Annotated in this window: 19 protein-coding genes and 1 other RNA gene; 4 read left to right on the top strand and 16 right to left on the bottom strand. The window is 61.4% G+C overall.

Going from position 1 to position 20,557, the window contains the following annotated elements; translation table 11 throughout:
* Positions 1-4: 4 nt before the first annotated feature.
* The 14 genes from TU73_RS15580 to rsmI all read right to left on the bottom strand — a co-directional run bounded on the left by TU73_RS15580 (position 5) and on the right by rsmI (position 15,079).
* Positions 5-961 (bottom strand): D-alanine--D-alanine ligase, encoded by a 957-nt coding sequence (locus TU73_RS15580; protein WP_057012966.1) that lies wholly within the window; start codon positions 959-961, stop codon positions 5-7.
* Positions 958-2,403 carry a UDP-N-acetylmuramate--L-alanine ligase gene (murC, locus tag TU73_RS15575; RefSeq protein ID WP_057012965.1) on the bottom strand — a complete coding sequence of 482 codons (1,446 nt, stop codon included), beginning with the start codon at positions 2,401-2,403 and terminating at the stop codon, positions 958-960. Before murC ends, TU73_RS15580 begins: the two co-directional genes overlap by 4 nt.
* Positions 2,396-3,466, bottom strand: a complete 1,071-nt coding sequence (gene murG / locus TU73_RS15570) for an undecaprenyldiphospho-muramoylpentapeptide beta-N-acetylglucosaminyltransferase (RefSeq protein ID WP_046070965.1) — start codon at positions 3,464-3,466, stop codon at positions 2,396-2,398. The genes murC and murG overlap by 8 nt, the downstream gene beginning before the upstream one ends.
* The gene (gene ftsW, locus TU73_RS15565; protein WP_046070964.1) at positions 3,456-4,679 is read right to left on the bottom strand and encodes a putative lipid II flippase FtsW; all 1,224 of its coding nucleotides are present in this window, start codon (positions 4,677-4,679) and stop codon (positions 3,456-3,458) included. Before ftsW ends, murG begins: the two co-directional genes overlap by 11 nt.
* Positions 4,676-6,022, bottom strand: coding sequence for a UDP-N-acetylmuramoyl-L-alanine--D-glutamate ligase (gene murD / locus TU73_RS15560; RefSeq protein ID WP_057012964.1), 1,347 nt, complete (start codon positions 6,020-6,022; stop codon positions 4,676-4,678). Before murD ends, ftsW begins: the two co-directional genes overlap by 4 nt.
* A gap of 6 nt (positions 6,023-6,028) precedes the next feature.
* Positions 6,029-7,111 (bottom strand): phospho-N-acetylmuramoyl-pentapeptide-transferase, encoded by a 1,083-nt coding sequence (gene mraY, locus TU73_RS15555; RefSeq protein WP_004371987.1) that lies wholly within the window; start codon positions 7,109-7,111, stop codon positions 6,029-6,031.
* Complete coding sequence (locus TU73_RS15550) at positions 7,111-8,481, bottom strand: UDP-N-acetylmuramoyl-tripeptide--D-alanyl-D-alanine ligase (protein WP_057012963.1); 1,371 nt, start codon at positions 8,479-8,481, stop codon at positions 7,111-7,113. The genes mraY and TU73_RS15550 overlap by 1 nt, the downstream gene beginning before the upstream one ends.
* Complete coding sequence (locus tag TU73_RS15545; RefSeq protein ID WP_057012962.1) at positions 8,474-9,937, bottom strand: UDP-N-acetylmuramoyl-L-alanyl-D-glutamate--2,6-diaminopimelate ligase; 1,464 nt, start codon at positions 9,935-9,937, stop codon at positions 8,474-8,476. The genes TU73_RS15550 and TU73_RS15545 overlap by 8 nt, the downstream gene beginning before the upstream one ends.
* Positions 9,937-11,679, bottom strand: a complete 1,743-nt coding sequence (locus TU73_RS15540) for a peptidoglycan D,D-transpeptidase FtsI family protein (protein WP_164484468.1) — start codon at positions 11,677-11,679, stop codon at positions 9,937-9,939. Before TU73_RS15540 ends, TU73_RS15545 begins: the two co-directional genes overlap by 1 nt.
* Positions 11,679-11,972: a cell division protein FtsL gene (ftsL, locus tag TU73_RS15535; protein WP_003188663.1), complete on the bottom strand. Its 294-nt coding sequence runs from the start codon at positions 11,970-11,972 to the stop codon at positions 11,679-11,681. Before ftsL ends, TU73_RS15540 begins: the two co-directional genes overlap by 1 nt.
* Positions 11,969-12,916, bottom strand: a complete 948-nt coding sequence (gene rsmH / locus TU73_RS15530) for a 16S rRNA (cytosine(1402)-N(4))-methyltransferase RsmH (RefSeq protein WP_005784932.1) — start codon at positions 12,914-12,916, stop codon at positions 11,969-11,971. Before rsmH ends, ftsL begins: the two co-directional genes overlap by 4 nt.
* A complete protein-coding gene (gene mraZ, locus TU73_RS15525; protein WP_003171868.1) occupies positions 12,913-13,368 on the bottom strand; it encodes a division/cell wall cluster transcriptional repressor MraZ in 456 nt (151 codons plus the stop codon). The genes rsmH and mraZ overlap by 4 nt, the downstream gene beginning before the upstream one ends.
* A 355-nt stretch (positions 13,369-13,723) precedes the next feature.
* An RNA gene (gene rnpB / locus TU73_RS16255) (RNase P RNA component class A) lies at positions 13,724-14,077 on the bottom strand.
* A gap of 96 nt (positions 14,078-14,173) precedes the next feature.
* Positions 14,174-15,079: a 16S rRNA (cytidine(1402)-2'-O)-methyltransferase gene (rsmI, locus tag TU73_RS15520; RefSeq protein ID WP_156421233.1), complete on the bottom strand. Its 906-nt coding sequence runs from the start codon at positions 15,077-15,079 to the stop codon at positions 14,174-14,176.
* Between the two features lie 176 nt (positions 15,080-15,255).
* Between rsmI and TU73_RS15515 the strand changes: the two genes are divergently transcribed.
* From TU73_RS15515 to TU73_RS15500, 4 genes are all read left to right on the top strand, one after another.
* The gene (locus TU73_RS15515; RefSeq protein WP_057012961.1) at positions 15,256-17,067 is read left to right on the top strand and encodes a penicillin-binding protein activator; all 1,812 of its coding nucleotides are present in this window, start codon (positions 15,256-15,258) and stop codon (positions 17,065-17,067) included.
* Entirely contained in the window at positions 17,067-17,438 is a 372-nt protein-coding gene (locus TU73_RS15510) for a YraN family protein (protein WP_057012960.1), read from the top strand. The genes TU73_RS15515 and TU73_RS15510 overlap by 1 nt, the downstream gene beginning before the upstream one ends.
* Before the next feature lie 93 nt (positions 17,439-17,531).
* Complete coding sequence (locus TU73_RS15505; protein WP_057012959.1) at positions 17,532-18,125, top strand: phosphoheptose isomerase; 594 nt, start codon at positions 17,532-17,534, stop codon at positions 18,123-18,125.
* Positions 18,122-18,703: a BON domain-containing protein gene (locus TU73_RS15500; protein WP_043050538.1), complete on the top strand. Its 582-nt coding sequence runs from the start codon at positions 18,122-18,124 to the stop codon at positions 18,701-18,703. Before TU73_RS15505 ends, TU73_RS15500 begins: the two co-directional genes overlap by 4 nt.
* A gap of 69 nt (positions 18,704-18,772) precedes the next feature.
* Here the strand turns inward: TU73_RS15500 and TU73_RS15495 are convergent, their stop codons facing one another.
* The gene (locus TU73_RS15495; RefSeq protein WP_043050537.1) at positions 18,773-19,546 is read right to left on the bottom strand and encodes a YiaD family glycine zipper/OmpA-like lipoprotein; all 774 of its coding nucleotides are present in this window, start codon (positions 19,544-19,546) and stop codon (positions 18,773-18,775) included.
* A gap of 213 nt (positions 19,547-19,759) precedes the next feature.
* Positions 19,760-20,404, bottom strand: a complete 645-nt coding sequence (locus TU73_RS15490) for an MBL fold metallo-hydrolase (protein WP_057012958.1) — start codon at positions 20,402-20,404, stop codon at positions 19,760-19,762.
* Positions 20,405-20,557: the final 153 nt, after the last annotated feature.

The raw sequence follows: 20,557 nt of genomic DNA, 5'->3' as shown, positions 1-20,557 counted from the left end.
GTGTTCAGCCTCTTGGCTCAATGCTGTCGGCCAGGATCGCCAGCACCAACTGCTGGAAGTCCAGGCCGGCGGCACGGGCTGCCATGGGAACCAGGCTGTGGTCGGTCATGCCCGGTGCGGTATTGACTTCAAGGAACCAGAAATCCCCCTGGTCATCCTGCATCACGTCTGCCCGCGCCCAACCGGCGATACCCAGCGCCTCACAGGCTTTCGCCGTGAGGTCCATCAATTGCTGTTCCTTGCTTGCTTGGAGGCCACACGGGATCCGGTATTGGGTATCGGAAGCCAGGTACTTGGCGTCGTAGTCATAAAAGGTGTGGGGCGTGCCCAATGCGATAGGCGGCAATACCTGGCCACGCAGGGTGGCGATGGTGTACTCGGGACCGGAAATCCACTGTTCCACCAACACTTGCGAATCGTAGGTACTTGCCGCTTTCCATGCGTCGATCAATTCGGCGGCCGAGTTCACTTTAGCCATGCCGATACTGGAGCCTTCATGGGCTGGTTTGACGATCAAAGGCAGGCCCAGTTCCTTGGCCGCAGAAATACAATCGTCTTCGCTGCACAGCACGGCGTGACGTGGCGTCGGAATACCCAGGCTGTGCCACACCTGCTTGGTGCGCAACTTGTCCATGGCCAGGGCCGAAGCCAGGATGCCACTGCCGGTGTAGGGGATGCCGGCACATTCCAGCAGCCCCTGCATGCTGCCGTCTTCACCGCCACGGCCATGAAGAATGATGAAGGCGCGGTCGATCTTTTCGGCCTGCAGGCGGGCGAGGAAGTCATCGCCCACGTCGATACCGAAGGCGTTCACACCCGCACTTTGCAGCGCGTCGAGCACGGCATTGCCGGACTTGAGCGACACTTCACGCTCAGCGCTCTTGCCGCCGAACAATACCGCCACGCGGCCGAAGTCGGCAGGCGCGACAGTGGAAAACAGGGAGCCGTAGTCAGTGGTCATTTCGACTTCCCCTTTGCTGCGGCAAACAGCGGACTCGCCAGCAATTTGGGCGCAAGGCCGCCAATATCGCCGGCGCCCTGGCACAGCAGGATGTCGCCGGCACGCAACAGTGGCTTGACGATAGGCGCCAGGTCCACGCCACGCTCGATGTAGATAGGGTCCAACTGGCCACGCTGGCGGATGCTGTTGCAAAGCTTGCGGCTGTCGGCGCCCGGGATCGGTTCTTCACCGGCCGGGTAGACTTCCATCAGCAGCAGCACGTTGGCATCGGCCAGTACATTGACAAAATCGTCGTACAGGTCGCGGGTGCGGCTGTAGCGGTGCGGCTGGTAGACCATCACCAGGCGGCGCTCCGGCCAGCCACCACGCACGGCCTTGATCACGGCCGCGACTTCGGTCGGGTGGTGACCATAGTCGTCCACCAGCATCACATCGCCGCCTTCAACCGGCAGCTGGCCATAGACCTGGAAGCGTCGGCCCACACCGGCAAAGCGCGACAGGCCCTCGACGATGGCTTCATCGCTGACGCCTTCGTCGGAAGCGATGCAGATGGTCGCCAGGGAGTTCAACACGTTGTGGTTGCCCGGCATGTTGACGGACACGTCCAGCGGCTCGCGGTCTGGACGCAGCACGGTGAAGAAGGTCTGCATGCCTTCCTGGCGTACATTGATCGCACGCACGTCGGCATCTTCGCTGAAGCCGTAGGTCACGGTCGGACGCTTGACCAGCGGCAGGATTTCACGCACCACCGGGTCGTCCAGGCACACCACCGCCAAACCGTAGAACGGCAGGTTGTGCAGGAATTCGACGAAGGTTTTCTTCAACTTGTTGAAGTCGCCGTCGTAGGTCGCCATATGGTCGGCGTCGATGTTGGTGACCACGGCCACCAATGGCTGCAAGTGCAGGAAGCTCGCATCGCTCTCATCGGCTTCGGCGATCAGGTAGCGGCTGGTGCCGAGCTGGGCATTGGTGCCGGCTGCATTCAGGCGGCCACCGATGACGAACGTCGGGTCCAGGCCACCGGCGGCGAATACCGAGGCGATCAGGCTGGTGGTGGTGGTCTTGCCATGGGTACCGGCAACGGCGATGCCGTGGCGGTAGCGCATCAGCTCGGCGAGCATCTCGGCACGCGGCACTACCGGAATACGGCGCTCAAGGGCGGTGGCGACTTCCGGGTTGGAGGTGTTCACGGCGCTGGACACCACCAGTACATCGGCTTCGGCGGCGTTCTCGGCACGGTGACCGATAAAGATCTGCGCGCCAAAGGACTTCAGGCGATCAGTGACCGACGACTCTTTCAAGTCCGAGCCGGACACCTGGTAGCCCAGGTTCAGCAACACTTCGGCAATCCCGCACATGCCCACGCCACCGATACCGACGAAGTGGATACGGCGGATGCGGCGCATCTCGGGTTGCGGCATGGCTTTCTGGTTCTCAACCATGGGCCACCTCCAGGCAGATATCCACCACGGTGCGGGTTGCGTCAGGTTTGGCCAGGCGGCTTGCGGTGCTCGCCATGCTATTGAGTCGTTCCGGTTGCATCAAAACCTCGGTCAGGCGTGCGGCCAAATCGGCGGCGCCGGTCGTTCTTTGCGGCAGCAGGAAGGCAGCGCCCTCCCCGGCCAAATATTCGGCGTTGCGGGTCTGGTGATCGTCGATGGCGTGGGGCAAAGGCACCAGCAAGGACGGTAGACCGGCGGCGGCCAGTTCACTGACGGTCAGCGCGCCAGCGCGGCAGACCACCAGGTCGGCCCAGCCATAGGCTTGGGCCATGTCTTTGATGAAGGGCTGCACATTCGCCTCCACACCCGCCTCGCGATAACGCGTCGCGGTGACTTCATCGTGATGCTTGCCAGCCTGGTGGAAGATCTCCGGGCGCAATTGCACAGGCAGCTGCGCCACTGCTTCGGGCAGCAGTTTATTCAGCGGTTCGGCGCCCAGGCTTCCGCCCAGGATCAACAGGTGCGCCTTGCGCCCGGCCAGCGCGTCACGCGCAATGGCCATGAACAGCTCAGTACGCACCGGGTTGCCGGTGGTACGCAGCTTGTCCGAGGCGGCGAACGTTTTCGGGAAGGCTTCGCACACCCGCGAGGCCAATGGCACAAGCAGGCGGTTGGCGGTACCGGCGACGGCGTTCTGTTCGTGCACGATCACCGGTACGCCGGCGAGCTTCGCCGCGACGCCGCCCGGGCCGGTCACGTAGCCACCAAAACCAAGCACACACACAGGCTTCAATTCACGAATGACCTTGCGTGCCTGCCATACCGCCTTGAGCAATACGAACGGTGCCTTGAGCAGGGACAGCTTGCCCTTGCCGCGCAGACCGGTGACGTTGATCAAATGCAGGGGCAAGCCGGCACTCGGCACCAACTCGTTCTCGATGCCACGGGGCGTACCCAGCCAGTGCACGGTATAGCCGCGGCTCTGGAATTCACGCGCACAGGCCAGGGCCGGGAACACGTGGCCTCCGGTGCCGCCCGCCATGATCAGCACGTTAGCGCCCATGGGTCGGCTCCTCGGCAAAGTCGCTTTCGCTGAACTCCATCTCTTCGCTGCCCAGGTGGGTCCGACTCTCCCACTCGATACGCAGCAACAAGCCAAGACAGGCGCAGCAGATCACCAACGAACTGCCGCCGTAACTGAGGAACGGCAAGGTCAGGCCCTTGGTCGGCAGCAGGCCGACGTTCACACCGATGTTGATCAGGAACTGACCGATCCACAGGAACGACAAGCCATAGGCCACATAGGCGGCGAAATACTGTTTGGCCCGTTCGGCCCACAAGCCGATGTACATGCCGCGCACACACACAAACACGAACAGCGCCACGGTGCACAGCGAACCGACCACGCCAAGCTCTTCGGCCAATACCGAGAACACGAAGTCGGTGTGCGCTTCCGGCAGGTAGAACTGCTTCTGCACACTGTTGCCCAGGCCCACGCCCAGCCACTCGCCGCGACCAAAGGCGATCAGCGCCTGGGTCAACTGGTAGCCGGAACCGAACTGGTCGGACCAGGGATCGGTAAAGGTAATCAAGCGCGCCATCCGATAGGGTTGCGCCTGTACCAGAATCGTCACTGCTGCCACCGCCAGCACCACCATCAAGGTGAAGCGGAACAGGCCGACGCCGCCGAGGAACAGCATCGCCGCCGCCGCCCCCATCATCACCACGGTGGCACCGAAGTCCGGTTCCATCAGCAACAGGCCGGCCATGGGCAGCAGCACGATGAAAGGCTTGAAGAAACCCATCCAGCTTTCGCGCACTTCTTTCTGGCGTCGCACCAGATAACCGGCGAGGTAGATCACTACGAACACCTTGGCGATTTCCGAAGGCTGCACGTTGAACGCGCCGAAGCCGATCCAGCGCATCGAACCGTTCACCTCGCGACCGATGCCGGGCAGGATCACCATAACCAGCAAGCCGAAAGCACCGATGAGCATCAGCCAACCCAGGCGCTGCCAGGTAGCGATCGGAATCATCATGGTGACGATGCACGCGCCGAGGCCGATCACCAGGTAGACCAGGTGACGGATCATCATGTACAGGGTATTGCCCGACTGCACGGCGGCCACTTCGGAGGATGCCGAAGTGATCATCACCAGGCCCAGGCCCAGCAGCGCCAGGCAACCGGCGAGCATCGGGAAATCAAGGTCGACACCGCGCCCGGTGATGATCGGCGACGGGTAAGGCTTGATGATGTTGCGCAAGTTGATGTTCATGCCAAGGCCTCCACGGCGCGAGCGAACAGCTGGCCGCGCTCTTCGTAGTTCTTGAACATGTCGAAACTGGCACATGCGGGCGACAGCAACACCGCGTCACCCGGTTGGGCCAACGCCTGGCACTGGGCAATGGCGTCGTCCAGGGAGGTGGCACGTACTTGCGGCACGCCATCGCCGAGGGCGGCAGCGATCAACTCCGAATCACGGCCCATCAGCACCACGGCACGGCAATGTGCAGCCACCGGGCCTTTAAGGTCCTTGAAGTCGGCGCCCTTGCCATCGCCACCTGCGATCAACACCAGCTTGCCGTCGATATCCGCCCCCAGGCCCTCGATGGCCGCGAGGGCGGCGCCGACGTTGGTGGCTTTGGAGTCGTTGTAATAGCTGACGCCATTAAGGTCGCGTACCCACTGGCAGCGATGCTCGAGCCCGGCAAAAGTGCGCAGGCTGGCGAGCATGGCGTCGAACGGCAAGCCGACGGCATGCCCGAGCGCCAAGGCCGCCAGGGCATTGGACTGGTTATGGGCGCCGCGGATTTTCAGCTCGCGCACCGGCATCAGGTTCTGGAATTCGAAGGCCAGGTATTTCTCGCCGTTCTCTTCGCGAATGCCGAACCCTTTGAAATCAGGCTTGCCCAGGCCGAAGGTCCAGCATGGCAAGCCCTCGCCCATCAGCGGACGGCTCAAGGCATCCTGACGGTTGACCACCACCTGACGGGCGCCCCGGAAGATCCGGTGCTTGGCCAGGTGATAAGCCGGCAGGCCGCTGTAGCGGTCCATGTGGTCTTCGCTGACGTTCAGCACGGTAGCCACTTCAGCGCCGAGGTCGTGGGTGGTTTCCAGCTGGAAGCTCGACAGTTCCATCACGTAAAGCTCGACGTCGTCGCTGAGCAGGTCCAGCGCTGGTACGCCGAGATTGCCGCCCACGGCCACGCGCTTGCCGGCCGCAGCCGCCATCTCGCCAACCAGGGTGGTCACGGTGCTTTTCGCGTTGGAACCGCTGATGGCCACGATCGGCGCCTTCGCGTTACGCGCGAACAGATCGATATCGCCGGACAGTTTCACGCCACGGGCCGCAGCCGCTTGCAGGGCCGGTGTTGCCAGGGCCAGGCCCGGGCTCACGTAGAGCTCATCGGCACGGCACAGAAACTCGACATCCAGCTCGCCACAACGCACTTCCACGTGCGGGTAGTCACGGCGCAGCGTGACCAGCTCCGGTGGATTTTCCCGCGTGTCGGCCACGGCAAACGACGTGCCCCGGTTCGCCAGAAAGCGAACCAGGGACATGCCGCTCTTGCCGAGGCCGACAACGATGCGGAAGTGGTCTGAAGCGATCAGGGACACTCGTTTCTACCTCAGTTTCAGGGTGGCAAGGCCGACCAGTACCAGAATCACGGTGATGATCCAGAAGCGGACAATCACGCGTGGCTCGGGCCAGCCCTTGAGTTCAAAGTGGTGGTGGATCGGCGCCATGCGGAACACGCGACGCCCGGTCAATTTGAAGGAAGCCACCTGGATGACCACCGACAGGGTTTCCATCACGAACACGCCGCCCATGATGAACAGCACGATTTCCTGGCGGACGATGACCGCGATGGTGCCCAGGGCTGCGCCCAGCGCCAGTGCGCCGACGTCGCCCATGAAGACTTGTGCGGGGTAGGTGTTGAACCACAGGAACCCCAGGCCGGCGCCGATCAGCGCGCCGCAGAACACGATCAACTCACCCGCGCCCGGTACATAAGGGATCAGCAGGTATTCAGCGAACTTCACGTTACCCGACAGGTAGCAGAAGATGCCGAGCGCGCCGCCCACCATCACCGTCGGCATGATCGCCAGGCCGTCGAGGCCGTCAGTCAGGTTGACCGCATTGCTGGAGCCGACGATCACGAAGTAGGTCAACACCACGAAACCGATGCCCAGAGGAATGCTGGCGTCCTTGAGCATCGGGATGATCAGAGTGGTCTCGACTGCGCTCGGGGCCGTTGTGTAGAGGAAGATCGCCGCGGCCAAGCCGAACACCGACTGCCAGAAATACTTCCAGCGGCTTGGCAGTCCCTTGGAGTTTTTCTCGATCACCTTGCGGTAGTCATCGACCCAGCCGATGGCGCCAAACAACAGGGTCACCAGCAGCACCACCCACACGTAGCGGTTGTGCAGGTCAGCCCAGAGCAAGGTGCTGATGCCGATGGACGACAGGATCAACGCACCGCCCATGGTCGGGGTGCCGGACTTGGACAGGTGCGACTGCGGTCCGTCATTGCGAACCGATTGACCAATTTGCAGGTTCTGCAGGGTGCGGATCATCCACGGCCCCAGGAACAGCGACAAACACAACGCGGTCAGTACACCCAGGATCCCGCGCAGGGTCAGGTACTGAAAGACCGCGAAGCCTTTGTGGAACTGTTGCAGATACTCAGCCAGCAGCAGCAGCATTAATGTTTCTCCGTACTTGAGCCACACAAGGCTGCGACGACGTTTTCCATCACAGCGCTGCGCGATCCCTTGATCAAAATGGTTGTGTTTTTATCGTGTTCAGCAGCGGCCAGCGCCTGGATCAATTCAGCCTGCGTCGCGAAATGCCGCGCGCCGGGACCGAAGGCGCTAACGGCGTGAGCCATGTTCGGGCCGACTGCATAGAGCGCGTCGACCTTGGCGGCGGCGTAGGTGCCGACTTCGCGGTGGGACTGCTCGGCCCAGTCGCCCAGCTCGGCGATATCCCCCAGCACCAGCACCTTGCGACCGTCGAAACCCTTGAGCAGGTCGATGGCGGCGCAAACGGAAGACTGGTTGGCGTTGTAGGTGTCATCGATCACGCGCATGCCGTTGCTGGACAATTGCGCTACGGTGCGGCCCTTGACCGGCTGCACCGCACCCATGCCCGTTGCGATACCGAACAGCGACACACCCAGGGCATGGGCGGCGGCGGCGGCGGCCAGGGCGTTGGCGACGTTATGGTTGCCCAGCAGGTTCAACTGCACGTGCTCGTCACCTTGCGGGGTGTGCAAGGTAAAGGACGGGCAACCACGAGCGTCGACACGGATGGCGGAGGCATGAAAATCGGCGGCCGCGTTCAGCACCGCAAACGTCAGCACCTTGCGACCGGCGGCGCGTACACGCCAGGTCTCGAAAGCCTTGTCGTCCAGGTTCAGTACGGCGGTGCCCTCGGCGTCGAGACCTTCAAGGATTTCGCCCTTGGCTTCGACAATTTTTTCCGGACCGCCGAATTCGCCGACATGGGCGGTACCGGCGTTGTTGATGATTGCAACGTGGGGCTTGGTCAGCGCCACGGTGTAGGCGATTTCGCCGATACGCGAAGCACCCAGCTCGATCACTGCCGCCGTGTGTTCCGGGGCCAGTTCAAGCAGGGTCAGCGGTGCGCCGAAGTCATTGTTCAGGTTGCCACGGGTGGCGAGTACCGGCCCGCGCGTGCGCAGGATACCGGCGAGCAATTCCTTGACCGTGGTCTTGCCGCTGGAGCCGGTGATGGCCGCTACCGGCTTATCGAAGGCGGCACGGTTGAGCGCACCCAATTGGCCCAAGGCCAAGCGGGTATCGGCAACCAGCAGTTGCGGCAAGGTGGAGTCTGCCACTTCGCGCTGCACCAAGGCGCCGACGGCCCCCTTGGCGGCGACTTCGTTGAGATAGTCGTGGCCGTCAAAACGCGGGCCTGCCAGCGCGACAAACAATTGCCCCGGCTGGATATTGCGGCTGTCGATACTGACGCCATTGAATGTGCAATCACCCGACAACACACGGGCCGACAGGGTCTGGGCCAGTTCGCTGAACTTCATCGCTTTAAGCATGGGCGACCTCCCAGGCGGTCAGGGCGCGGTCGGCCTCGACCAGATCGGAGAAGGCATGACGTTCGCCGTTGATTTCCTGGTAGTCCTCGTGGCCTTTGCCCGCCAGGACCACAACGTCGTCAACACCAGCGCTGGCAATCAACTGGGCAATCGCGGCGCCGCGGCCGGCAACAAAAGTGGCCTTGGCGGCATCTTTGAAGCCGACACGGATGTCGTCGAAAATCTGGCTCGGGTCTTCGCTGCGCGGGTTATCGTCGGTGACGACTACGCCATCGGCCAGACGCTCGACGATCTCGGCCATCAACGGACGCTTGCCGCGATCACGGTCACCGCCGCACCCGAACAGGCAGAGCAACCTGCCCTTGGCGTGCGGGCGCAAGGCTTCGAGGACTTTTTCCAAGGCATCCGGGGTGTGGGCGTAATCGACTACTACCAATGGCTGCGTGCCGCCACCCAGGCGCTGCATGCGGCCAGCCGGGCCTTCCAGCTTCGGCAGCACGCGCAGGATTTCATCCAGGGCGTAATCCAGGCCCAGCAACGCGCCGATGGCGGCGAGCAGGTTGCTCAGGTTGAAACGCCCGAGCAGGGTGCTGCGCAAATGATGCTCGCCCTGGGGCGTGACCAAGGTAGCGCGCACACCTTCGTCATTGAACTGGGCTTCACGGCAAAACAGGTATGCGCTGGAGTCCTGCAGGCTATAGCTGATCAGGCGCGCTTCGCTGTCTTCGCCAGCCAGTTGGCGGCCGAAGGCGTCGTCGAGGTTGACCACCCGGCACTTCAAGTCATTCCAGGCAAACAGCTTGGCCTTGGCGGCGGCGTACGCCTCCATGGTGCCGTGGTAATCGAGGTGGTCGCGGGACAGGTTGGTCATCACCGCTACGTCAAAGGCCAGGGCCATAACTCGCCCCTGGTCCAGGCCGTGTGAAGAGACCTCCATGGCAACCGCCTTGGCACCGGCCTTTTTCAGGTCGGCCAGGGTCGCTTGCACGGCAATCGGATTCGGTGTGGTGTGCAGGCCGCTTTGCAGCGCGCCATAAAATCCCGTGCCCAGGGTGCCGACAATGCCGCAGTGCTGGCCCAACAGATCAAGGGCCTGGGCGACCAATTGGGTCACGCTGGTCTTGCCATTGGTGCCGGTCACACCGACGAGGTTGAGGTGGCGGCTCGGGTCACCGTAGAAGCGCCCGGCGATATCGGAAAGCTGCGCAGCCAGGCCCTTGACCGGAATCAACGGCACGTCGGTGATCGGCAGCACGGTGGCGCCTTCCACCTCATAGGCCACGGCGGCTGCACCGCGCTGCAGGGCGTCGGCGATATGCGCACGGCCATCGAACTTGCCGCCAGGCACCGCCAGGAACAGGTCACCGGCGCGTACGTTACGGCTGTCCAGGCTCAACTCGCGAATCAGCAGATCGCGGCCGGCATGGGCAAAAATCTTGTTCAGGCTCAGAGACATCAGCCGCGCCCTCCATTGGCTTTTACAGCGGCGGCCGGTGGTCCGGCGTTGGCTTGTTGGGTCGGCGGCAAGTTGTCCGGCGTGATGTTCATCAGGCGCAGGGTGCCGGACATCACTTTGCTGAACACCGGCGCCGAGACCAGGCCACCGAAGTAGCCGGCTTTACTTGGTTCGTCGATCACGACGACGATGGCGTAGCGCGGATCGCTCATCGGGCCGAAGCCGGCGAACAGCGAACGATAGGAGTTTTCGGCGTAGCCCTTGGTACCCACCGAGGTCTTACGTGCAGTACCGGACTTGCCTGCCACGTGATACGCCGGCACCTGGGCACGGAATACGCCACGCGGTGCTTCGATCACTTGTTGCAGCATGCCCTGGATGGTCTTGGCGACGTTCTCCGGCATGACCTGGGTGGCTTGCGGCGGTTCGTCGACATGGATCAGGCTCAGCGGGACCATGCGGCCGTTATTGGCCAATACCGAGAATGCATGGGCCAATTGGATTGCGGTCACCGACAAGCCGTAGCCGTAGGAAAGCGTGGCCGTCTCGGCCTTTCTCCATTCGCGGTAGTTCGGCAGGTTGCCGACGCGCTCACCCGGGAAGTTGAGGCCGGTGGGTTGCCCCAGGCCGATTTTTTGCGCCAGGCGATAAATGGCCTCGCCGCCGATATCGAAGGCGACCTTGCTCATTCCGACGTTACTGGAGTTGATCAGGATACCGGTCAAATCCAGGATCGGGCCTTCGCTGCGGGACACGTCACGAATGGTGTACTTGCCCAATTGCAGCGTGCCTGGATACACCTCTACCTTGTCACTGGGTTTCCAGCGCCCGGTTTCCAGGGCGGCGCTCATGGAGATGGCTTTCATGGTCGAACCCGGTTCGAACACGTCGATCATGGCGCGGTTACGCATCATCGCCGGCTGCAGGTTGCGACGGTTGTTCGGGTTGTAGGTCGGCTGGTTGACCATGGCGAGGATCTCGCCGGTCTTCACATCCATGATCACCAGGCTGCCGGCCTTGGCGCCGTTCTCCATGATCGCGTTACGCAGTTCACGGTTGGCCAGGTATTGCAGGCGCAGGTCAATCGACAACGCCAAGGGCTTGCCGGCCTTGGCGTTCTTGGTGACCTGGACATCCTTGATCAATCTACCGCGCCGATCCTTGATGACCTGGCGCTTGCCGGGCACACCGGCCAGCCATTCGTCATAGGCCAGTTCTACGCCTTCGCGGCCATGGTCATCGATATCGGTAAAACCGACCATATGCGCCGTGGTTTCACCGGCGGGGTAGAAACGACGAAACTCCTCGATGCCGTAGACACCGGGGACTTTAAGGTCGAGCACTTGCTGGCCTTGTTCGGGGGTGAGGCCACGAACCAGGTAGATGAATTCCTTATTGGCCTGGGCTTCCAGGCGCTCGGTCAGGGCTTTGCGATCCTGGCCGAGGGCGGCGGCAAGTTCGGGCCACTTGTCCTTGGCGACCTGCAGCTCCTTGGCATTGGCCCACAGGGTGGTCACCGGGGTGCTGACGGCCAGGGGCTCGCCGTTACGGTCGGTGATCAGGCCACGGTGCGCGGGAATCGGGATATGTCGCAGGCTTCGGGCATCACCCTGGCCGATCAGGAAGTCACGATCAACCACCTGCAGATCGAAGATGCGCCAGACGATCGCGCCCACCATCAATGCCAGCAAGCCAAGCATCAGGCGGAAACGCCATGGGTAGAGTGCGCCTTCGAGTTTCATCATGGCGCCACCATGCGGACTTCGGCCGCGCCGGGGATGTGCATCTTCAGCTGTTCGGTGGCCAGCACTTCGATACGGCTGTGGGCCGTCCAGGTGCTTTGCTCGAGGATCAACCGGCCCCACTCTGCCTGGGCCTTATCACGCACGCTCAATTCCCCATACAGGGTGTTGAGCAACTGGCGGTTCCAATGGGCGCTGTAGGACACCGCAATCGCGGACACCAGCACGCCGACAAACAGCAGCAACATAAAGAAGCTGCCGCCCGGGAGGGGCTTGGCGAAAAGCTTGCTCACCGCAGCTTCTCCGCGACGCGCATGACGGCGCTACGGGAACGTGGGTTGGCCTTGAGCTCGGCTTCGGAAGCGAACTGCGCTTTGCCATGGATTTTGATTTTCGGCACAAAGGCTTCGAAACGTACCGGCAGGTTGCGCGGCAGGTTGTCGGACTCGCCCTTGACCAGACGACGCATGAACAGTTTGACGATGCGGTCTTCCAGGGAGTGGAAGCTGATCACCACCAGACGACCGCCCACTTCCAAGGCGTCCAGCGCGGCTTCAAGGCCGGCTTCCAGGTCGCCCAATTCGTTGTTGACGTGAATGCGCAGGCCCTGGAACGCACGAGTCGCCGGGTTCTTGCCTTTTTCCCACGCAGGGTTGGCGACCTTCAGCACTTCGGCCAGGTCGGCGGTACGCTCGAACGGCTGGATTTCACGGCGCTCGACCACGGCACGTGCCATGCGGCCGGCAAAGCGCTCTTCACCGTATTCCTTGAATACGCGGGCGATTTCTTCTACCGGAGCCGTGGCGATGAACTGCGCAGCGCTGACACCACGCGTAGGGTCCATGCGCATGTCGAGGGGGCCGTCGTTCATGAAACTGAAGCCGCGCTCCGGGTCGTCAAGCTGGGGCGAAGACACGCCCAGGTCGAGCAAAACCCCGGCCACCTTGCCCGCCATGCCGCGCTCGGCGACTTCGGCACCCAGCTCGGCAAAGCTGCGCTGCACAACGACAAAGCGGCCGTCTTCGGCCGCTAGCGCTTGCCCGGTGGCAATCGCTTGAGGGTCCTTGTCGAACCCGAGGAGCTTACCGTCGGGCCCGAGCTGGCTGAGTATCAACCGGCTGTGCCCGCCCCTGCCGAAAGTGCCGTCCAGATAGCAGCCATCCGCGCGTACGGCGAGAGCCTCGACGGCTTCGTCAAGCAGTACGGTGATGTGGTTAAAGCCGCTATCAATAGTCACAGGATCAAATCACGCAGTTCATCAGGCATGGCGCCCGGTTGTTGAATAGCAGCCAGGTCTGCTGCAGACACAGCATCCCAGGCATCTTCGTCCCACAATTGGAACTTGTTCAGTTGGCCCACCAGCATTGCGCGCTTGTCGAGCTTGGCGTACTCGCGCAGACGCGGAGGTACCAGGAAACGACCGCTGCCATCGAGCTCAAGGTCGACGGCATTACCGATCAGCAAACGCTGGAGGCGGCGGTTTTCTTCACGCAATGAAGGCAGCGCGCGCAACTTGGTTTCAATCAACTCCCACTCGTCGAGGGGGTAAACACACAAACACGGGTCAACGGCGTCAATCGTGATGATCAACTGGCCTGAACTTCGCGAAATGAGCTCGTCACGATACCGGCTCGGCATGGCGAGACGGCCTTTTGCATCGAGACTGATAGCGTTAGCTCCGCGAAACACAGATGCGTTTCTCCAAATTTTAGCGTTTTACGTTCAAAAAACCCACTTTGTGCCACTTTCCGCCACTTGCGCACACTATAGGAATGCGCCTACCACACCGTCAAGGCGCGTATTCAAGGAAAAGCCTTACAGAACGGAGATTTAGGAAGGTAAAAGGAGGAGAAACCAGAGTTTGACGATGTTTTTGACTCAACAACGGCAAATAGCTCAGAGAGCTACGACCTAAAGTTAAAGTAATTTATTAAGAGTAAGATTTTTTTGGTATTACGAAGATGCATCTGCCAATGATTTGGCAGGGAGGGATTCTTGCGTTACTACCGGGTTTGCGCACGAGGTTCGAACGCAAGGAAAAAAGGTGGAGAGTCGATCTGTAAGCCGGGTTCTGTCTTGAACAGTCATTCGTCTACGATGGCCATCACTGGACATCTTTAGCAACCTACCCGGTCCCAGCGCGGGCCACGCCTTGGGACCCTATTTGGTCTTGCTCCAAGTGGGGTTTACCTAGCCACGAACTGTTGCCAGTCGTGCGGTGCGCTCTTACCGCACCTTTTCACCCTTACCGGCACCGAAGTGCTTAGGCGGTTATTTTCTGTGGCACTTTCCGTAGGCTCACGCCTCCCAGGCATTACCTGGCACTTCGCCCTATGGAGCCCGGACTTTCCTCCCCCCCCTAATTTTCATAGAGGGCAGCGACTGTCCAATCGACTCTCCGCCGCGCAGGTTAACGGCACGGCGGCCTCAGGACAAGTATTAAAAGTACCGCGGTGCCATCACGTTCAGACGCAATACAGGTTCGCCCCCGGAACTATTCGGCTTTCTGCTTATCCAGCGCCACCTGGTACAACACATTTTTGCGCACCCCGGTAATTTCCGCCGCCAAGGCCGCGGCACGCTTGAGCGGCATTTCCTTGAGCAGCAAATTGAGGATGCGCATCGCCTCGCTCCCCACCGCATCCTCATTTTCCGGCGCAGTCCAACCCGCCACCAGCACCACGCACTCGCCCCGCTGCTGATTGCTGTCGCCTTCGACAAATGCGCGAAGCGCTTCCAGCGGCAAGCCCTTGAGGGTTTCAAAGGTCTTGGTCAGCTCCCGGGCCAACAGCGCCAGGCGCTCACCGCCAAACACCAGCTCCATGTCCTGCAGGCACTCCAGGATACGGTGCGGGGCTTCGTAGAAGATCAGGGTGCGCGGCTCTTCCTTCAACGCTTGCAGGCGTGCGCGACGCCCCACCGCCTTGGCCGGCAGGAAGCCTTCAAAGATAAAGCGGTCCGATGGCAGGCCAGCGGCCGATAATGCAGCGATCAGCGCGCACGCTCCCGGAACAGGCACTACATTGATACCAGCGGCGCGTGCCTGGCGAACCAAGTGATAACCCGGATCGGAAATCAAGGGCGTACCCGCATCGGAGATCAACGCCACGTCATCGCCGGCCAGCAGGCGCGTGATAAAACGGCTGCCTTCTTCACGCTCGTTGTGCTCGTGGCATGCCGCCAATGGCGTGCTGATTCCAAAATGCTGCATCAACCGCTGGGAGTGCCGCGTATCTTCGGCCGCGATCAATTTAACCTCGCGCAACACTTTCAGTGCCCGCGCACTGATGTCGTCCAGGTTGCCAATGGGCGTCGCCACGACAAAAAGCGAGCCTGCAGTGGAATTCAATGGACCTGGAGCAGTCAAAACGCACACCTCGATGGTTGGCAAAAGCAACATTGTAGCGCGTAGACGCCTTGAAAATATGCCATCGCGGTGGATGCCGATTCCGCCACCGTTAGTTAATCGCAACATTTGCACGACCTAAATCGACTGTTTCACGCCACTAACATCGCGCCTGAGCCAGTGCTTGGGTACACTTCCACGCTAATTTGATCGGTATCAGGAACACTTACATGATCGCTTGCCTGCGGCTGCTCTCCGCCCTCTGCCTCGCTGCCTTGCTGGCCGCTTGCGCCAGCTCGCCCTCGTCCAGCCTTGGCGACCTTCCACGAACCCCGGATGCCAGTATCGAGCAATTGCTCGAACAGGCAACGAACGCCAAGACGCCAGAAAAGGCCGGCATGCTGCGCCTGAGTGCGGCTGACCTGGCCTACCAGCAGAACAACCCAGCACGCTCGTCGCAGATTCTTGCGCAGGTGTCCCTGGATGTCCTGAAGCCAGCTGCGCAAGTATTTGCCAGCACCCTGGCCGCCGAACTGGCAATGACGCGCAATCAGCCCAAGGCGGCATTGACGGCGCTGAACCATCCCAGCCTGCAAAGCCTGAAGGAGCTGCCGACAGACCAGCAGATCCGCACCGGCACCGTGCATGCCCGCGCCTATGAAGCCGATGGCCAGACCCTCGCCGCCGCTCGCGAGCGGGTCGCCATGGCACCGCTGCTCACCGGGGATGCCGCTGCAAGCAACCACGAAGCCATCTGGGTATTGATTGCCGCGTTGCCTGCCGAACAGCTGCAGGCCACCGGTAACCCGATACTGGACGGCTGGATTACCCTGGCCCAGGCGGTCAAGGGCGCCGGCACCCTGGAGCAACAACAAGCCGCGATCGATACGTGGCGCGCACAGAACCCGGGCCACCCGGCCGCGGTGCAACTGCCTACGCCGCTGACCAAGCTCAAGGAACTGGCCAGCCAGCCCTTGAACAAGATTGCCGTGCTGCTGCCGCAGGAAGGCCCGCTGGCTTCGGTCGGCAAGGCGCTGCGTGAAGGCTTCATGGCGGCTCACTACCAGGCCGAACAAGCCGGGCAGAAGGCGCCGATCATTGAGTTCTACGACAGCTCGCGCATGACCTCCCTCGACGACTTCTACGCCAAGGCCCAGGCCGCCGGGGTGCAATTGGTGGTTGGCCCGCTGGAAAAACCACTGGTCAAGCAGCTCAGTGCACGCCCGCAATTGCCGATCACTACCCTTGCGCTGAACTACAGCGAGACCGATCAAGGCCCGGCACAATTGTTCCAGTTCGGCCTGGCCGCTGAAGACGAAGCCCGTGAAGTGTCGCGCCGTGCCCGCGCCGACGGCCTGCATCGCGCCGCCGCCATGGTGCCTCGTGGCGAATGGGGCGAGCGTGTCTACAAGGCCTTCCGCCAGGATTGGGAAGCCAATGGCGGCACCGTCATGGGTGTCGAATATGTCGATCAGCCCGTGGCACTGGCCCAGCAGATCGCCGATCTGTTTCAGCTGCGCAAAAGTGAAGGCCGTGCCAAGAGCCTGCAAAGCACGGTCGGCACCGACGTTGCCGCCCAGCCTTCGCGTCGCCAGGACATCGAGTTCATCTTCCTGGCCGTCACCCCGCAACTGGCCCAGCAGATCAAGCCGACCCTGAACTTCCAGTACGCCGGGGATGTGCCGGTCTATGCGACATCCCACGTATTCAGTGCCAGCGGCGACCGCAACCAGTACCTGGACATGACCAACGTGATGTTCTGCGAAACCCCTTGGCTGCTTAATACCACCGACCCGCTGCGCAACCAGGTGGCCGCGCAATGGCCACAAGCCAATGGCAGCCTCGGCCGCCTGTACGCCATGGGTGTCGATGCCTACCGCCTGGCGCCACGCCTGGGCCAGCTCAAGGCGCTGCCGGACACCCGCGTCGACGGCCTCTCGGGCAACCTGGGCATCAGCGCCAACCAGCGCGTTGATCGCCAGATGCCATGGGCGAAATTCGTCGGCGGCGACATCCAGCGCCTGCCAGATACCCCCCGCTGATGCCCGAGCGGTCCAGCGCACAAAGCGGCAAGGATGCCGAACGCCAGGCGCTGCAATACCTGCAACAACAGGGTCTGCGCCTTTTGGCGCAGAACTGGTTGTGTAAACGCGGCGAGCTTGATCTGGTCATGCTTGACGGCGATACAGTAGTATTTGTCGAAGTCCGCTATAGAAAACACGCACAATGGGGTGGCGCGCTCGCCAGTATCGACGGGCGCAAGCGTCAGAAGCTGATACTCGCTGCGCAGTTCTTCCTGCAAAAAGAGCATCGATGGGCTGACAGCCCCTGCCGTTTCGATGTGGTAGCCATGGAAAGCACACCGTCGGGTCCCGCTGATTTGAACTGGCTCAAGGATGCCTTCGACAGCTGACCCACCCGGCACCTTCACCCCACACTTTTGCTCTTTGCTTTGCGGGCTGCACATTACCTGTGCCAAACAGCCGCGCTACTTAAGGTCACACAGATGGACATGCAATCCCGAATTCGCCAGCTTTTCCAGGCCAGCATCGACACCAAGCGACAGGCGATGGACGTACTTGCACCGCACATCGAGCAAGCCAGTCAGGTCATGGTCAACGCCTTGCTCAACGAAGGCAAAATGCTTTCGTGCGGCAATGGTGGTTCGGCTGGCGATGCCCAGCATTTTTCGTCCGAACTGCTCAATCGCTTTGAGCGTGAGCGTCCGAGCCTGCCGGCCATTGCCTTGACCACCGATTCGTCGACGATCACCTCGATCGCCAATGACTACAGCTACAACGAAATCTTTTCCAAGCAGATCCGCGCCCTCGGCCAGCCGGGCGATGTGTTGCTGGCGATTTCCACCAGCGGCAACTCGGCGAATATTATTCAGGCGATCCAGGCCGCACATGATCGCGAAATGATTGTCGTAGCCTTGACCGGACGCGACGGCGGCGGCATGGCTTCGCTGCTGCTGCCCGAGGACGTGGAGATTCGCGTCCCGGCCAATGTCACTGCACGCATCCAGGAAGTCCACCTGCTGGCGATCCACTGCCTGTGCGATCTGATCGACAGCCAACTGTTCGGGAGTGAAGAATGACCGTTAACCGCCTCAGCCTTATGGCCATTACGCTGTGCCTAGCCATCAGCGGCTGCAGCTCGGCAATCACCGCCACACGGGACACCCCCATCCAGGACGACAGGGGCACGCGCACATTCGGCAGCACCATCGATGATTCGCTGATCGAAACCAAGGTCAAGGTCAACGTCGCCAAGGCCGCCACCGACCTGGGCAACGGTGCATCGCGCATCGTGGTGACCAGCTTCAACGGTGTCGTCCTGCTGGCAGGGCAAACACCCCGCGCCGACCTCAAAGCCCAGGCCGAGCAAGCCGCCGCGGGGGTGCAGCGGGTCAAGAAGGTCCATAACGAGTTGCAGGTCATGGACCCGATCACCCTGCTGGCCATCAGCAACGATGCCTTGCTGACCACCAAGATCAAGGCGCAGATGCTCACCGACAGTGCGGTCCCGGGTTCGCGGATCAAGATCGTCACCGATAACGGCATCGTCTACATGATGGGCCTGCTGACCCAGGCCGAAGCCACCCGTGCCGCCAACCTGGTACAGGGTGTGTCCGGTGTGCAGAAGATCGTCAAGGTGTTCGAGTACATCGATTGATGTAGATCGGCAGCCACAAAAAAGGGCGCCGTGCATTGACTGCACGGCGCCCTTTTTAGTGAGCAGGGTTTATTGGTACTGCTGGTATGGATTGCCCTGGAACTGGTTGTTCTGCTGTGGCACCTGCTGTTGCTGGCCCGGCTGGCCGTATTGCTGGCCTGGGATAGGGCCGAGGTTGACCTCTACGCGACGGTTCTGGGCACGGCCATTCACGTCGGCGTTGCTGGCAATCGGGTTATCCGGGCCGGCACCGCGGGCGCTCAGGTTGGCAGCGCTGACACCCTGGGAAGTCAGGTAGTTGGCCACGCTCTGCGCACGACGCTGGGACAGGTCCATGTTCAACTGACGGCTGCCGGTACTGTCGGTGTAGCCGACGATCTGGATGGTGTTCTGGTTGAACTGCTTGAGGGAGTTGGCCAGGTTGTTCAGCGGCTGGTAGAAGCTGCTGGAAATCGCGTCCGAGTTGGTGGCGAAGGTAATGTTGCCCGGCATGATCAGCTTGATCTGGTCGCCCTGGCGCTGCACCTCCACCCCGGTATTGGCCATGCTTTCGCGCAGTTTTTTCTCTTGCTGGTCGGCGTAGTAGCCATAACCAGCAGCGCCAGCACCCGCGACGACTGCGCCAATCAGCGCGCCCTTGCCACGGTTGTTATGGTCGATGGCCGCACCGGCCAATGCACCGGCCAGTGCACCCAGGCCGCCGTACTTGGCGGTCTTGCTCATACCGCTTTCGGAACCATTGCTGGCCTGTCCCTGGCTGCCGTCATATGGATTAGGTGAAGCGCAGCCAGACAACAGGGCTACGGCGGTAGCGACAACAAGCAGACGACGCGGAGTAAACATGAAGGGAAGCTCCTACTTTTGCATTCTGTGATGCAGAGGACATTGGCAATGGACCTGTGCCGAGTTTGGAACACGACCAGCGGTAAAAATTCCGTGACCGCCGCCCATGCTGTAACAAAAGGTTAGCCACTCTCACCGCTACAGGAACCGTAGCAGACGCAGGCAGAAAATGACCTGGGTTTTTGCAGCAGCGCTTGTCAGACTCATCGACGATCAAGCGCGCACGAAGGGATTTTCCCGCATCTCGTCGCCCAGGCAGGTGTCCGGCCCATGACCGGTGACCACCGTCGCGCCTTCGTCCAGCGTATACAGGCGCTGCTTGATCGAACGCACGATTGTCGCCTGGTCGCCGCCCCATAAATCGGTGCGCCCCACGCCGCGCCGGAACAAGGTGTCACCGGCAATCAGCAGATTGGCATCGGCAAACCAGAAGCTCATCGAGCCCGGCGTATGCCCTGGTGTGTGCAAGGCCACACCACACCCGCAGGCCAGCTCTTCATTATCTTCCAGCCAGCGGTCCGGTGACGGCACCGGGACATAGGGCACGCGAAACATCTGGCACTGCATCTCCAGGTTGTCCCAGAGGAACTGATCCTCTTTATGCAGGTGCAGCGTCGCACCGGTCTTCTCCTTCAACTGCCCGGAGGCAAGGAAGTGATCCAGATGGGCATGGGTGTGGATGATGCTCACCACCTGCAGGCCCAGCGCGTCTAGCCGCGCCAGGATCAACTCAGGGTTGCCGCCCGGGTCGACCACAATGGCTTTTTTGCTGATCGGGTCACCGATGATGGTGCAGTTGCATTGCAACGGGCCGACGGGGAAAGTTTCGCGGATCAACGGGCTTTTCTGGTTAAGCATGGGGTGTTCCTGCAAGCTCTATGGCATTCCAGACACAGTATGGTTGACCTTGTCCCAGAACTGGAAGGCATCGAATTTGCGTTGCATCAAATGCTAAGCTACTCAAGCGCCATCGAACCCAGCAACAACCAGGACCGCAGCGTGTCGCGTTTG

Origin of the sequence: Pseudomonas libanensis (assembly GCF_001439685.1) — a bacterium.
Taxonomy (GTDB): domain Bacteria; phylum Pseudomonadota; class Gammaproteobacteria; order Pseudomonadales; family Pseudomonadaceae; genus Aquipseudomonas; species Aquipseudomonas libanensis.
This window is presented reverse-complemented; position numbering and strand designations above follow the sequence as displayed.